We start from the raw sequence: 14,111 nt of genomic DNA on the forward strand, positions 1-14,111 counted from the left end.
GACAGCGATGACAGGACGATCGGCAGTGGTCGTCGGCGGCAGCCGGGGCCTCGGATTCGGCGTGGCCCGGGCCGCCCGCGACGCCGGGGCGCGGGTGACCGTCGTCGCCCGCGATCTGGCCGGCGCCGACGGTGAACAGGGCGACGCCACGGACGAGGAGTTCGCCGGGAAGGTGCTCGCCGCGGCACGACCCGATCTGCTGATCGTCACGGCGGGGGTGGCCCCGGCGATGCGGCCGCTGACCGAGCACAACTGGGAGACCTTTTCGGCCAACTGGCAGGCCGACGTGCGGATCGCCTTCGTCTGGCTGCGGGCGGCGCTCAAGCTGCCGCTCGACCCGGGCTCGCGGGTGGTCGTCTTCGGCAGCGCGGCCGAGCTGCGCGGTTCGCCGCTGAGCGGCGGCTATGCGGGGGCCAAAGCCACCGTACGGCTGATGACGAGCTACGCGGCGGCGCAGGGTCGCGATCGGGGCATCACCATGACCACCGTGCTGCCCGGCATCACGCCGCACACCACCGTCGGCGAGACGGCCATCCGGGCGTACGCACAGGCGTCCGGCATCACCGCGGAGGAGTTCCGGGCGCGGGTGAGCGGGGCGCCGGCCCCGGAGTCGGTGGGGGCCCAGGTGATCGCGCTGGTGGCGGATCCGGCAGCGGCGATCGCGGGCGCGTATCTCCTCGACGGCGACGGCCTTCGCGAACACGCCGGATGACCAGGACCACGCCGGTCCCGGCCCAGACGACGCCGTAGACCTCGAGCAGGCCCCGGCCGTAGTCCGTGCCGGGGCCCAGCACCAGCGGGAGGGCGACGACCGTGACGGCCAGGCTGATCAGAGCCGCCGAGCGGACCAGGGGGCGCGATCGCAGCGGGACGAAGCGGCCGATCAGCGCGCCGGCCCCGATGGTCAGCGGCAGCAGGACGGCGTCGTGGGCGACCAGCACCCCGACGAGGAACACCAGGGCGCCGCCCTTGAAGTCGGGGTCGGTGAGCGCGCCGGTCACCGCGAACGCCATCACCAGCGCCCCGGCGGCGATCAGGACGGCCCTCACGACGCGCTCCGCACGGTGATCCGGCCGACCCACTTGGTCTGCAGCACGCCGGGGCGGTTGGGGGCGATGAGCCGGGCCGGGTAGCCGTGGTCGGGATGCAGCGGTTCGCCCCCGAGCCGCAGCGCCAGCAGCGTGAACGGGTCACGGATGTGCGGCGGCGGCACCGTCGTGGTCCGGTAGCGGCCGCGGGCCTCGAGCGACTCGACGTAGGCCTCGGCGTCGTCCGGGTCCGCGCCGGCCAGGGCCACCAGATCGCGCAGCCGGACACCGGTCCAGGTGCCGACCGCGCTCCACCCTTCGACGCAGCTGATCGGCAGGACGACGGTGTGCTGCGCCAGCCCGGCCAGATCGGTCAGGCTCAGGGTCTGGGTGCGGGCCGGGCCGACCACGGTCAGCCGATAGGCCGGGTCGAGGATGGCGTCACGGACCCCCGCCCCGCCGGCGGTCTTGTTGACCGGCAGGTCCTGCGGTCCGCTCCCGGGCCGGCGCGGCGCCAGGACGGAGACCGGGCCGAGCGGGGCCACGGTCTGGCCGGCGGTGGCCACGGTGATCAGCCCGGCCGCGACGCCGACGGTGCCCAGCAGGCCGCGCCGGCTGAGCGTCCCCGCCGCGCTGTGGTCCGGGGTACGCCGGCTCAGGGCCGTCCGGACGATCGGGAGCTTGACGCCGAGGTGGGTCAGCAGGGCCCCGATGGCCAGCCAGGCCGCCCAGTAATGGCCGGCGGTGAAGAAGAACGGCATCGGCGTGTACCAGCGGGCGACGTTGAGGACGCCGCTGATCACCTGGAACAGGGCGGCGGCGACAAGCACGGCGATGCTCGCCCGCTCGATCGCGTTCGCCGGGTCGCGTACGGGAGGCCAGGCGAACAGACGCGGATAGACCGACCACAGCTTCGCGCCCAGCAGCGGCACCGACGCCAAGCCGGTCGCCACATGCACGCCCTGGGTGACCCGATAGAGGCCGACCGGCCGGGACGGCCAGCCGAACCAGAACGGCGGGTGCTGGATGAGATGGCTGATCAGGCCGGTCGCGAAGCAGATCGTGAAGGCGACGCCCAGCGCGATCCCGAGCAGGCTGGTCAGCCGGGGGGAACGACCGCGGGTGTCGAAGGCCCCCCGGCGGAACGGTCCCTGACGCAGGACCGCGGGCGGGGGCGGCAGCGGCCGGCTCATCCACGCGTGTGCGCGCCGGATCACGCCGGGCTCAGCGTCGCGAACCATCGGCCGGCCTCCGTCCAGGTGCTCACGATCCGCAGACTGCTCGCGGCAACCGGGCCGGGCAGGTGGTCGGCGGCCAGCACGGCCCACCGGAACGGCTCGCCGGCCGGGCCCCGGTCGGCGGCCAGCCGGGCCGCGCCGGACCAGCTGGGGGTGCCCGGGCGGGCCAGTTCGACGTGCAGCCGGCCGTCCGGGGCGAGCAGCTCCCGGCAGCGGCGCAGCAGCCGCACCGGGTCGCCGCCGATGCCGATGTTGCCGTCGGCCAGCAGCACGTGCAGCCACCGGCCGTGCCCGGGCAGGTCGCCGAAGACGTCGCGGCGCAGGGCGGTGGCGCCGCGGGCCCGGGCCAGGCGGACAGCGGCGGCGCTGATGTCGATGCCCAGCGCCGGATGCCCGCGCCGGTTGAGGGCGTGGGTGAGCCGGCCCGGGCCGCAGCCGACGTCGAGGGTCGGCCCGGCGCACCGGTCGAGCAGGCCGCGGTCGCCCGGTAGCCGGCTGCGGCACCAGGAAGCGGGGTCGGTCTCGTGCTCGGCGCCGCTGTCGTGGCGGACGGTGAGGGTGCCCGGCGATCCGGCCGCGGCGCGGGTCAGGGCGGCGTCGAAGACGGCCAGCGCGGTCATGCGACGGCCAGGGCGGGGACAGCGGCGGCGAACCGGCTGCCGCGGGGGCACAGCGCGGCGACCGCGTGCGCGTCGGTCATCGTGTCGACATCGGTGAGCACGGGCAGGGTCGCGATGCGCAGACCGCGAGCGGTGAGCGCGGCCCGGGTCAGCGCACCGGTGGCGGGCGTCGACATCGGAACGTCGCGGAGGACCTGGGCGTGGGCGGGATCGCGCAGGCCCAGCGCCCACCAGCCGCCGTCCGCGGCCGGGCCGAGCACGGCGTCGACGTCGTCCGCGGCGAGCCACTCGAGCGCGCGGGCCAGCAGAGCGGGGCCTGCCTGCGGGGTGTCCATGCCGATCAGCAGGCTGGCCCGGCCGGGCACCGCGGTGTCGGCGTAGGCGTACGCCAGCCGCTCCCCGAGCGGGCCGCCGCGCTGGGTCACCCGGCCCCAGCCGGCCGGCGCGGCCAGCCCGCCCTCCACGGCCAGGATCCGCGCGGCGGCCGGTGTCGCGCCGACCGCGTCGAGGGTGTCGCCGAGCGCCGCCGCGGCGATCCGGGCCGCCTGCTCGGGGGTGCACGGTGGACAGAGCCGTGTCTTGACCCGGCCCGGCACGGGGGTCTTGGCCAGCACCACGATCTGTGCGCTCATCGGGCCAGCACCGCGCTCATGTCCCGGATGGCGCGGGCGGTGCCGCGGACCGTGCCGCTGACCTTCGATCTCGTGCCCTCGGCGCGGGGTTGGTAGGCGACGTCGACCTCGGTCACCGTCCAGCCGGCGCGGGCGGCTGCGATGAGCAGTTCGAGCGGGTAGCCGAAACGGCGGTCGCGCAGGCCGAGCGACAACAGGTCGTCGCGGCGGGCCGCGCGCATCGGGCCGATGTCGTGCACGTCCAGTCCCGTGGTGCGGCGCAGCCGGTGGGCCAGCAGGGCGTTGCCGAGCCGGGCGTGCGGCGGCCAGGCCCGGCGGGTGGTCGGCCGGCGGCGGGCCACACAGAGCCGGGCCGGGCCGGTCCGCACCGGGCCGGCCAGCCGCGGCAGCTCGGCCGGGTCGAAGGAGCCGTCGGCGTCCATCACGCAGACCAGGCCGTCATCGGGGTCGGACGCGACGATCCCGGCGTGCACGGCCGCGCCGTAACCGGGGCTGGGCACGCTCACGACGCGGGCGCCGAGACTGCGGGCCACCTCGGCTGTGCCGTCGGTGGAGCCGTTGTCGGCCACGATCGCCCGGTAGCCGTCGGGCAGCCGCCCGAGCAGCCAGGGCAGGGCGGGCGCCTCGTTGAGGCAGGGCAGCACTACGTCGGTCATGGACGCCGAAGGTAGCCGCGGAGAACCGGCCGGAACCCCGGATCCGCATTACCGCCTCCTTACGTCGCCGGCAGTTCTTACGAACCGCTGACGTCCTGCCCGGTGACCCGGGAACGGGGGCCGGCCGCCTCTACGGTCGGTCGCGTGACCCACGTACTCGTGACCGGCGGCGCCGGTTTCATCGGCACCCACGTGACCGCGGCCCTGCTCGACGCCGGGCACGAGGTGCGGGTGCTCGACTCCGCCCATCCGGCCGCGCACCGCGGCCCGCTCCCCCGCGACGTGCACGGCGCCCCGCTGGTGCGCGGCGACGTCCGCGACTCGTCCACCGTGGCCGGCATGCTCCAGGGAATCGACGTGGTCGTGCATCAGGCGGCGATGGTCGGCCTGGGGGTGGATCTGAACGACCTGCCGGACTACGTCGGCTGCAACGACCTCGGGACGGCGGTGCTGCTGGCCGGGATGGCCCGGCAGGGGGTGCACCGGCTCGTGCTGGCGAGCTCGATGGTGGTCTACGGCGAGGGTGCCTACACCTGTCCGCAGGACGGTCCGGTGCGGCCCGCCGCCCGCGAGGTGTCCGCCCTGGCGTCCCGGCGGTTCGAGCCGGCCTGCCCCCTCTGCGGGAGCGAGCTGACGCCCGATCTGGTCGACGAGGACGCCCGGCTCGACCCGCGCAGCGTCTACGCCGCCACCAAGCTGGCCCAGGAGCATCTGAGCGCGGCCTGGGCCCGGCAGACCGGCGGTTCGGTGGCCGCGCTGCGCTACCACAACGTGTACGGGCCGGGGATGCCGAAGGACACGCCGTACAGCGGGGTCGCGGCCATCTTCCGGTCGTCGCTCGAGGCGGGCCGGGCGCCGCGGGTCTTCGAGGACGGCGGTCAGCGGCGCGACTTCGTGCACGTGTCCGATGTGGCCCGGGCCAACGTGGCCGCCCTCGACGCCGAGGTCACCGGCTTCCGCCCGTTCAACGTGGCCTCCGGCCGGGCGGCGACCGTCGGCGAGATGGCAGCCGAACTGGCCGGCGCCGTCGACGGTCCGCGCCCGGTGGTGACCGGCGAGTTCCGCCTGGGCGACGTGCGGCACATCGTCGCCTCACCGGCGCGGTCCGCCGCCGAGCTGGGCTTCACGGCCTCGACCGCACTGGCCGCCGGGATGGCCGAGTTCGCCCACGCAGCCCTGCGCCGGTGACCGGCACGCGCACCGCGCCGGTCACCGGGCGCCGCGCCGACCTGGTCGCCGCCGGTGCGTCCGTGGCGCTGGTGGTGCTCGCCGTTCTGGTGGGGGCGGCGCTCTATCTGGCCGGGCATCCGGTGCACGCCAGTTCGGCCCCGTTCACCGGCCGCTGGCTGCCCCACGCCGGACCCGGCACCCCGGCCGCGCTGGCCGTCGGAGTGCTGGTGGTCTGGCACGGCCCGCGGCTCGCGACCACCCTGTCGTGGCGCCGGTTGCTCGCCGTGGCCTACGCCGCGTCGGTGGCCTGGATCCTGGCCCTCGCCCTGATCGACGGCTGGCAGCGTGGCCTGGCCGGCCGGCTCACCACCAGCCACGAATACCTCAGCGAGGTCGGCGAGGTCACCGGCGTGCCGGCCCTGCTGCGCGGCTTCGCGGGCCGCATCGTCGACTTCCAGCCCGACTCCTGGACCACCCACGTCGCCGGGCATCCGCCGGGTGCCCTGCTGGTCTTCGCCGGTCTCGACCGGATCGGGCTCGGTGGCGGCGGCTGGGCCGCGATCGTCTGCGTCGCCGGCGGCGCCCTGTGCGCGGTGGCCGTGCCGGTGACCGTACGGGTGCTGGGCGACGAGGCCGCGGCCCGCGCCACGGTTCCGTTCCTGGTGCTGTTTCCCGGCGCGGTGTGGATCGGGGCCTCGGCCGACGGCCTGTTCGCCGGGATCGCCGCGAGCGGGCTGGCTCTGCTCGCGGTCGCGCTGACCGGCCGCCGGGTGGTGGCCGCGGCCGGTGCGGGTCTGCTGCTGGGCGGGTGCCTCTATCTGTCGTACGGCTTGGTCCTGCTGGCCGTGCCCGCCGCGGCCGTGGTGCTCCTCGCGGCCCGGGTGCGCCCGATCCCCCGGCTGCCCCTCAGCGTGGCCACGATCGGGGTCGCGGCCGTCGTGGGGGCGTTCACCCTCGCCGGTTTCTGGTGGCTCGACGGCTACCACCTGGTCTCGATCCGCTATTACCAGGGCATCGCGAGCGTCCGCCCGTACGCGTACTGGGTCTGGGCCGACCTGGCCCTGCTGGCCGTCTGCGCCGGGCCGGCCGCCGCGGTGGTCCTGCGGCGGGCGGCCCGGCGACCGATCGGGCTCGGCCCGGCGGTGCTGCTGCCCGCCGCCGCCCTGCTGACCGTCCTGGCCGCCGACCTGTCCGGCTACAGCAAGGCCGAGGTGGAACGGATCTGGCTGCCGTTCGCCGTCTGGCTGATGGCCGGCGCGGGTCTGATCCCGGCGCCCGACCGGCGGTTCTGGCTGGCCGTCCAGGCCGTGGTGGCTCTGCTGATCAACCATCTGCTGCTGACCACCTGGTGACCGTAAGAACCTTGAAAGGTCCCGGGCCGTCGCGATCCGCTCCCGCCTGGGTAGCGTCGTGCTGTGCCCCACGTGCTCGTCGTCGACGACGACCCGACCGTCAGCGACGTCGTCCGCCGCTATCTCGAACAGGACGGCTGCCGCGTCCGCCTCGCCGCCGACGGCCTGGCCGCCCTCGCCGCCGTCGCCGAGGACCGGCCCGACCTGGTGGTACTCGACCTGATGATGCCCGGCCTGGACGGCCTCGAGGTGTGCCGGCGGCTGCGGCACCGGCTGCCCGAGCTGCCGGTGGTGATGCTGACCGCCCTCGGTGACGAGGCCGACCGGGTGGTCGGTCTGGAGGTCGGCGCCGACGACTACGTCACCAAGCCGTTCTCCCCGCGCGAGCTCGTGCTGCGGGTCCGCTCGGTGCTGCGCCGCAGCCCACCCACGACCGGGACCGCCCTGCTGCGCGACGGCGAGCTCACCGCCGACACCGGGCGCCGGGTGGCCCGGATCGGTGACCGGCCGCTGGCGCTGACCGTCCGCGAGTTCGACCTGCTGGTCTTCCTGCTGCGCCACCCGGCCCGCGCCTGGTCCCGGGCCGAGCTGCTGGAACAGGTGTGGGGCTGGCAGTTCGGCGACCAGTCGACCGTCACCGTGCACGTCCGGCGGCTGCGCGAAAAGATCGAACAGGACCCGGCGGCGCCCCGGCGGATCGTCACCGCCTGGGGAGTCGGCTACCGCTACGAGCCCGGCCATGACTGACCTGCTGCTGATCGCGGTCTACGCGTTGTGCGCCGGTGCCGTGGTCGGCGCGGTCGGACTGCTGGTGCTGCGCCGGCTCGGTGGGCGGTCGATCGCCGTCCACGTCGGGGTCCTGCTCGTCGTCACGGTCGCCGCCGTCGTGGCCGGGGTCGTCACGGTCGCCGAGGCCATGTTCCTGTCCGCCCACGACCTGCAGGTCGTCGTGCTCACCGTGCTCGCGGCGGCCGTGGTCAGCCTGGCCGTCGGCATCACGTTCGGCCGCCGGCTGGCCGCCGCGGCCATGTGGTCGGCGCAGGCCCGCAAGCGGGAACGGCAGCTGGAGGCGGGACGCCGGGAACTGGTGGCCTGGGTCTCGCATGACCTGCGCACCCCGTTGGCCGGGCTGCGGGCCATGGCCGAGGCCCTCGAGGACGGCATCGTGGCCGAACCGGCCGCTGTCGCGGATTACCACCGCCGGATCCGGATCGAGACCGACCGGATGACCCACCTGGTGGACGACCTGTTCGAACTGTCCCGCATCAACGCGGGGGCGCTGCGGCTGGCCCTGGCCCAGGTCCCGCTGGGCGACGTCGTCTCCGAGGCCATCGCCGCCACCGCGCCGCTGGCCGCCCACCGGCGGATCCAGCTGGTCGCGGCCGAGTCCGGCTGGCCGGTCGTGCTGGGCAGCGAGCCGGAGCTCGGCCGGGTGGTGACCAACCTGCTGGTCAACTCGGTGCGTTACACCCCACCGGACGGCACGGTGCACATCGAGGCCGGCCACGACGACCGGGACGCCTGGCTGGCGGTCACCGACACCTGCGGCGGGATCCCGGAGGCCGATCTGCCACGGGTGTTCGACGTGGCCTTCCGCGGCGAGCGGGCCCGCAGCCCGGCCCCGGCCGGCACCGCGGGCGGCGGGCTGGGCCTGGCCATCGTCCGCGGTCTGGTCGAGGCGCACGGCGGCCAGGTCGGCGTCGGGAACACGGGCTCCGGCTGCCGTTTCGTCGTCCGCCTGCCCAGCCGCTCCTGAAGCCCGTTGCCGGGCACCATGGAGCACATGAACGAGGCGGAGAGAGATACGCGGGCGGATCATGGCCCGACTCTGTTCTTGATGGTAGGTCTGCCCGGGTCGGGGAAGACCTTTCGAGCCCGGAAGCTGGCGGCCGAGCGGGGAGCCCTGCGGCTGACCCCCGATGAGTGGGCGCTCACCCTCTTCGGCCGGCAAGACCGTCATCAAGAGCCCGGCGGCAAACGGTGGCTGTTGGAGGGGAGACTCGTCGCCCTGGCCATCGACACCCTGCGCCTGCGGCTCAACGTCGTTCTCGACTTCGGATTCTGGTCGCGCGACGAACGCTCCGCCTTGCGCTGGATGGCCGCTTCGGTCGGAGCCACCTGCGAGATCGTGTACCTGCCGGTGGAACGCGACGTGCAGTGGAACCGGATCCAGGACCGCTGGAAACATACGCCGGAGCAGACCTTTCCCATGGCCGAGGCGGAACTCGACCCCTGGCGGGAGCAGTTCGAGATCCCCGGCGCGGACGAGCTCTCCGGTTCGCCTCCGCCCTCCCCGCCGCCCGGGGAGGAGAGCTGGTTCGACTGGGCTCAGCGGTTCTGGCCCTCCCTCGCGCAGAGCTTGAACGGGGAGCTGATCGGTCACTCGGGAGAACTGCGGGCTGCTGACTGAGCCGTCACGCTGCTGGGCCCGTGAACGCGGCCCGGAGCCGGGCGATGGGCCAGCTGTCGCCGGGGCTCGCGGTCAGCAGGGCTTCGATGACCGGGCGCATCGGGCCGGGCCGGCCGCCGGTGGCCGCGAACAGCGTCGCGCCGAGCGAGATCAGGTCACCGGCCGGCGTTGCCACGCTGGATCGGCCGGCCGTGGTGACCGGGAACGTGGCGCGGCCGTCGGCGTGCAGCTCGACCGTGCCGGGGTGGACGTTGCCGTGGACGGCGCCGGACTCGTGCAGGGCCTCCAGCGCGTCGAGGAGCTGGACGGCGATGGCGCGGACCCGGCCGATCGGCAACGGGCCGTCCTCGCGGATCGTGTCGATCAGCCGGTGGGTGACCGGGGCGTCCAAGACAGCTCTCATACCACTGAGCATTGTCGCCGCCGGGCCTCGTGTCGTGGCTGCGAGCACCCAACCGCACTACCGGCTAGCCGGTATCCTCACCCCACCCGCCGAGCCGGGTGAGCACCTCGTCCACCGTGACCACATCGGCATACTTCGCGCCCAGGTCGAAGAGGTTGGCGTCGTGCACCTCGGGAGTGCGGTCGCCGCAGGCATCGGCCGCCACCACCGGCCGGAAACCGTGCTGCAACGCGTCGGTGGCGCTGGCCCGCACGCACCCCGAGGTGGAGACGCCGCCGATGATCGTGGTGTCGACGCCACGGGCGGTCAGGGTGGCCGCCAGCGAGGTGCCGAAGAAGGCCGACGCGTACTGCTTCGTGACCACGACCTCGCCGGGGGCGGGCATCAGCTCGGGCACGAACTCGGCGACCTCGGCCCCGTCGACCAGGGCGGCCAGGGCGGGCACCTTCCGCACGAAGAGGCCGCCGTCGCTGAGGTCGGGCGAGAAGCGTACGCGGGTGTGCAGCACCGGGATGCCGGCCGACCGGGCCGCCGCGAGCAGAGCCGCGCACCCCGCCAGCGACTGCCGGGAGCCCAGGTCGAACGGGCTGCCCGGGGTGAAGTAGGCCCGCATCATGTCGATCAGGAGCAGAGCCGGGCGGCGCCCCCAGCCGAGGGCGCCGCCGAACGGGGTCACCGTCACGTCCACACCGGCTTGCGCGGAGCGGGCAGACCGGTCTCCTCCTCGCACCGGGCCAGGATGTCCTCCATCGAGCCGCCCATGTCGAACACGGGCAGCTCGCCGGGCCGGGCCGCCCGCATCGAGCGGCGGAGTTCCTCGGTCGCCGGCTCGTCGACCCCGTCGTCGCCGGTCACCACCACACCGTACGACCGGGCGCCCTCAGCCGTGACCAGTCCGCGCCGGACCTCCAGGGCGACCAGGCCGGGGTCCCGCTCGAGCGGGTCGCCCCACCCGCCGCCGCCCCAGGTGACGAAGTGCAGCACGTCGCCCGGGCGCACCGGCACGTCGTGACACTTGCTGGGCAGCACCTCGTGCGAGCCGTCGGCCCGGTCGAGCCACTTCGTGCCCCGGGCCCCGGGCGCGCCGCCGTTGACGCCCCACGGGTACATCAGCCACCGGTCGTCGTGGATGGCGATCGTGCCCGGTTCGAGGAACCGGTAGGCCACATCGACGCCGTTGCCGCCGCGGTGCAGCCCCGCACCGCCGGTGTCGGCCACCGTCTCCCACTGCTCGATACGCAGCGGGTAGTACGACTCGAGGAACTCGCACGGGATGTTGACGAAGCTCGGCCACAACGAGTGCCCGTCGGGGCCGTCGCCCAGCGGCCGTCCCGGGATGCCGCCGAACCCGATCGAGTAGAGCTGGAACCACTCCCCCTTGCGGTCGCCGCCGGAGTAGTTCCCGGAATACATGAAATGCGGCGACGACGAGAAGCCGGCCGCGTTGAGCAGCGCCGGGTTGGTCTGCCCGAGCAGGCCACCGAAGAGGTCGAAGACCCGGCCGATGCCGTGGTTGCGGGCGTTGAGCGCGGCCGGGTGCTTGGGCTTCCAGTACGAGCCGTCCGGGATCGTCACGTCGACCAGCGGATAGAAGCCGTCGTTCCAGAGGATCTGCGGATCGGCCACGGTGATCATGTAGATCCCGAAGAACATCCGGGCCAGGTTCTCGTTCAGGTAGTAGTTGACCGGGCCGATGGCCTGCGGTGACGAGCCGCTGAAGTCCAGGTGCACACGCTCGCCGGTGCGGGTCAGGGACAACTTCAACTCGTACGGCCCGTAGCCGACGCCGTCGTCACAGATGTAGTCGGTGAACGAGAGGGTCCGGCCCTCCTCGAACACCACTTGCAGCAACGTCTTCATCGCGTCGTAGTTGCGCTGCAGCAGGGCGTCCAGGGCCGAGAGGTAGGTCTCGACGCCGAACCGGGCGCACATCTCCCGCACCCGGCGGGCGGCCGTCCGGCAGGCCGCGACCAGTCCGTTGAGGTCGGCCCTGTTCCAGTCGGGCACCCGCACCTGGTTGAGGATGATGCGCAGCGCGTCCTCGTTGATCTGGCCGCCGGCGTAGAGCTTGAAGGGCGGGATGACCACACCCTCCTCGAAGATCGTCCGGGCGTCGGTCGGCATCGAGGACGGCGTCTTGCCGCCGACGTCGGACATGTGCCCGAACATCGACGACCAGCCGACGACCCGGCCGTCGACGAAGATCGGGAGGACGACCAGCCAGTCGTTGGCGTGGCTGATCGCGGCGCCGCACGAGTAGGGGTCGGAGGTGAGCAGGACGTCGCCCTCGCGGATGTCCCCCTCGAACCCGGCCAGGAAATCGGGGATGGAAAGCCCGAACTGGCCCACCACCATCTTGCCGTCCGGGTCGGCGATGAGCGGGAACTCGTCGTGCTGCTCCCGGATGCCGGGCGACAACGCCGTGCGGAAGAGCACCTCGTCCATCTCGTAGCGGGCGTTGCGCAGGCCGTTCTCGACCAGGTCGAGGGTGATCGGGTCGACGTCGGTGCGGGTGATCGGCCCGGTGGCCGTCTCCACGAGGGTCGCCATCTCAGGCCTCCTTGGCCGGGGTGATGAGCAGGCTGCCGCTGGGGTCGGTGGTGGCGATGTGGCCGGGCAAAACGAGGGTCGTCGAGTCCATCTCGGTGACGATGGCCGGGCCGGTGACCACGTGGCCCGCCCGCAGCCCGAGCCGGTCGAACAACGCGGCCTCCACGAACTCGCCGTCGACGTAGACGCGGGTGTGCCCGGAGCTTTCCGGATCCGCGCTGCCGGCGGCGTCCAGCCGGATCGGCGCGACCCGGGGCCGGTCCCCGGTGACGGTCGCCCGCGCGTTCACCAGCTCGTGGTCGACCGGCAGGGTGAACGAGAACAGGCGCTCGTGCTCGGCGTCGAACTTCGCGGCCAGCCCCTTGGGCCCGTCCGCCAGGTCGAAGGCGATCGGCAGCTCGTTGCCCTGCCCGACGAACCGGACGTCGGCCGAATAGGTGATGGTCTGCCGGTCGGCCGGCACACCCTGCTCGACCAGGCGGCGGCCCGCGGCCTCGGCCAGCTCACCGAAGACCGACGCGAACTCGGTGGCCGGCAGGTCGCCCAGCTTGCGCAGCACGGTCCGCGCGGACTCGTCGCGGGCCGAGGTCGTCGCGTCGCCGAGCGCGCACAGCACCCCGGGCGACGGCGGCACGATCACCGGCCACGCCCCGGTCAGCTTCCCGAGCGCGTTGGCGTGCAACGGCCCGGCCCCGCCGAACGCGACGAGCGCGAAGTCCCGCGGGTCGAACCCCTGCTGCACGCTGACCAGCCGCAGCCCGCCGAGCATGTTCTCGTTGACGATGTCGATGATCCCGGCCGCGGCCGCCTCGGCGCTCTCCAGCCCCATCGCGTCCGCGACCGCCTGCACCGCCGTGCGGGCCGCCTCGCGGTCCAGGGTGATCTCGCCACCGGCCAGTGTGGACGGCAGATAGCCGAGCACCACGTTGGCGTCGGTCACCGTGGGCTCGGTTCCCCCTTTCCCGTACGCGGCGGGGCCCGGCTCCGCCCCGGCCGACTGCGGCCCCACGCGCAGCGCCCGGGTCAGCTGCGGAACGTGGGCGATCGACCCACCACCGGCGCCGACCGTGCGGACGTCGACCGCGGAAGCCCGGACCGTGAGGTCGCCGACCTTGGTCTCGCGCCCGATCCGGGCCTGCGCGTTCTGCACGAGCGCGACATCGGTCGAGGTGCCGCCCATGTCGAAGGTCAGCAGCTCGGTGTGCCCGGACTGCTCGGCGACCCAGACCGCGCCGGTCACGCCGCCGGCCGGGCCGGAGAGCAGCATCGTGACCGGGGCCGCGATCGCCGCGCCGGCCGCCGACAGACCGCCGTCGCTGCGCAGGATCGACAGCTCGGCCGGCACACCCTCGGCGGCCAGCTGGGCCGTCAGGTTGGTGACGTACCGGGCCACCTGCGGCTGGACGTAGCCGTTGGCCACCGTGGTCAGCGCGCGCTCGTACTCCCGCATCTCGGGCAGCACGACGCTGGACAGCGACACCTCGACGCCGGGGAGCTCCTCGGCCGCCAGCTCGGCGATCCGGCGCTCGTGGGCGTCGTTGGCGAACGCGTTGATCAGCGAGACGGCGAGCGCCTCGACCCCGTTGCCGCGCAGCTTACGCAGGGCGACGCGGGTCGCCTCCTCGTCGAGCTCGGTGACGACGGTGCCGTCGGTGGCCACCCGCTCGGGCACCTCGACGGTGTTCTCCAGCGCGGCCAGCGGCTCCGGCTTGGGCCAGATGATCCAGCCGGCCAGGCCGCCGGGCACGAACGAGCGGGCGATCTGCAGCACCTGCCGGAAGCCCTTGGTGGTGACCAGGCCGACGGTCGCGCCCTTGCCCTCCAGGATGGCGTTGGTCGCGACGGTGGTGCCGTGCAGCACGTGCGCCACCTCGGCCCGGTCGATGCCGGCCTCGGCGCACACCTTGTCGATGCCGTTCAGGACGCCCACGGACTGATCGCTCGGCGTCGAGGCGGTCTTGGCCCGCCAGGTGATTCCGGAATCCTCGTCGACCAGCAGCACGTCGGTGAACGTGCCGCCCACATCCACACCGAGCCGATATGACATCGCTC

Annotated in this window: 14 protein-coding genes; 6 read left to right on the plus strand and 8 right to left on the minus strand. The window is 73.9% G+C overall.

Annotation, left to right across the window (positions count from 1 at the left end; all coding sequences use genetic code 11):
* The first annotated feature begins 7 nt into the window (after positions 1 to 7).
* Entirely contained in the window at positions 8 to 712 is a 705-nt protein-coding gene (locus tag NAG42_RS35305) for an SDR family oxidoreductase (protein WP_250036394.1), read from the plus strand.
* 333 nt (positions 713 to 1,045) lie between these two features.
* Here the strand turns inward: NAG42_RS35305 and NAG42_RS35310 are convergent, their stop codons facing one another.
* From NAG42_RS35310 to NAG42_RS35325, 4 genes are read right to left on the minus strand one after another with little or no spacing between them, the layout of a single operon-like run.
* Entirely contained in the window at positions 1,046 to 2,269 is a 1,224-nt protein-coding gene (locus NAG42_RS35310; RefSeq protein ID WP_250036395.1) for a molybdopterin-dependent oxidoreductase, read from the minus strand.
* Positions 2,242 to 2,886, minus strand: a complete 645-nt coding sequence (locus NAG42_RS35315) for a methyltransferase domain-containing protein (RefSeq protein ID WP_250036396.1) — start codon at positions 2,884 to 2,886, stop codon at positions 2,242 to 2,244. Before NAG42_RS35315 ends, NAG42_RS35310 begins: the two co-directional genes overlap by 28 nt.
* Positions 2,883 to 3,518 carry a TIGR04282 family arsenosugar biosynthesis glycosyltransferase gene (locus tag NAG42_RS35320; RefSeq protein ID WP_250036397.1) on the minus strand — a complete coding sequence of 212 codons (636 nt, stop codon included), beginning with the start codon at positions 3,516 to 3,518 and terminating at the stop codon, positions 2,883 to 2,885. Before NAG42_RS35320 ends, NAG42_RS35315 begins: the two co-directional genes overlap by 4 nt.
* A complete protein-coding gene (locus NAG42_RS35325) occupies positions 3,515 to 4,174 on the minus strand; it encodes a glycosyltransferase family 2 protein (protein ID WP_250036398.1) in 660 nt (219 codons plus the stop codon). Before NAG42_RS35325 ends, NAG42_RS35320 begins: the two co-directional genes overlap by 4 nt.
* A 144-nt stretch (positions 4,175 to 4,318) precedes the next feature.
* Here NAG42_RS35325 and NAG42_RS35330 point away from each other — a divergent pair, with 144 nt between their 5' ends.
* The 5 genes from NAG42_RS35330 (at position 4,319) to NAG42_RS35350 (ending at position 9,106) form a co-directional block, all read left to right on the plus strand.
* A complete protein-coding gene (locus NAG42_RS35330; RefSeq protein WP_250036399.1) occupies positions 4,319 to 5,362 on the plus strand; it encodes an NAD-dependent epimerase/dehydratase family protein in 1,044 nt (347 codons plus the stop codon).
* On the plus strand, positions 5,359 to 6,696 hold the full coding sequence (locus tag NAG42_RS35335) for a hypothetical protein (RefSeq protein WP_250036400.1): 1,338 nt from the start codon (positions 5,359 to 5,361) through the stop codon (positions 6,694 to 6,696). The genes NAG42_RS35330 and NAG42_RS35335 overlap by 4 nt, the downstream gene beginning before the upstream one ends.
* A 63-nt stretch (positions 6,697 to 6,759) precedes the next feature.
* Positions 6,760 to 7,443: a response regulator transcription factor gene (locus NAG42_RS35340; protein WP_250036401.1), complete on the plus strand. Its 684-nt coding sequence runs from the start codon at positions 6,760 to 6,762 to the stop codon at positions 7,441 to 7,443.
* Complete coding sequence (locus tag NAG42_RS35345; RefSeq protein ID WP_250036402.1) at positions 7,436 to 8,452, plus strand: sensor histidine kinase; 1,017 nt, start codon at positions 7,436 to 7,438, stop codon at positions 8,450 to 8,452. Before NAG42_RS35340 ends, NAG42_RS35345 begins: the two co-directional genes overlap by 8 nt.
* A gap of 27 nt (positions 8,453 to 8,479) precedes the next feature.
* The gene (locus NAG42_RS35350) at positions 8,480 to 9,106 is read left to right on the plus strand and encodes a P-loop nucleotide/nucleoside kinase family protein (RefSeq protein ID WP_250036403.1); all 627 of its coding nucleotides are present in this window, start codon (positions 8,480 to 8,482) and stop codon (positions 9,104 to 9,106) included.
* A gap of 4 nt (positions 9,107 to 9,110) precedes the next feature.
* Here the strand turns inward: NAG42_RS35350 and NAG42_RS35355 are convergent, their stop codons facing one another.
* From NAG42_RS35355 to NAG42_RS35370, 4 genes are all read right to left on the minus strand, one after another.
* Entirely contained in the window at positions 9,111 to 9,509 is a 399-nt protein-coding gene (locus tag NAG42_RS35355; RefSeq protein ID WP_250036404.1) for a protein kinase family protein, read from the minus strand.
* Between the two features lie 64 nt (positions 9,510 to 9,573).
* Positions 9,574 to 10,191 (minus strand): isochorismatase family protein, encoded by a 618-nt coding sequence (locus NAG42_RS35360; protein WP_250036405.1) that lies wholly within the window; start codon positions 10,189 to 10,191, stop codon positions 9,574 to 9,576.
* Positions 10,188 to 12,059 (minus strand): hydantoinase B/oxoprolinase family protein, encoded by a 1,872-nt coding sequence (locus NAG42_RS35365; protein WP_250036406.1) that lies wholly within the window; start codon positions 12,057 to 12,059, stop codon positions 10,188 to 10,190. The genes NAG42_RS35360 and NAG42_RS35365 overlap by 4 nt, the downstream gene beginning before the upstream one ends.
* Position 12,060: 1 nt before the next feature.
* The gene (locus tag NAG42_RS35370; protein ID WP_250036407.1) at positions 12,061 to 14,106 is read right to left on the minus strand and encodes a hydantoinase/oxoprolinase family protein; all 2,046 of its coding nucleotides are present in this window, start codon (positions 14,104 to 14,106) and stop codon (positions 12,061 to 12,063) included.
* Positions 14,107 to 14,111 lie beyond the last annotated feature (5 nt).

Origin of the sequence: Paractinoplanes maris, assembly GCF_023544465.1 — a bacterium.
GTDB lineage: Bacteria > Actinomycetota > Actinomycetes > Mycobacteriales > Micromonosporaceae > Actinoplanes > Actinoplanes maris.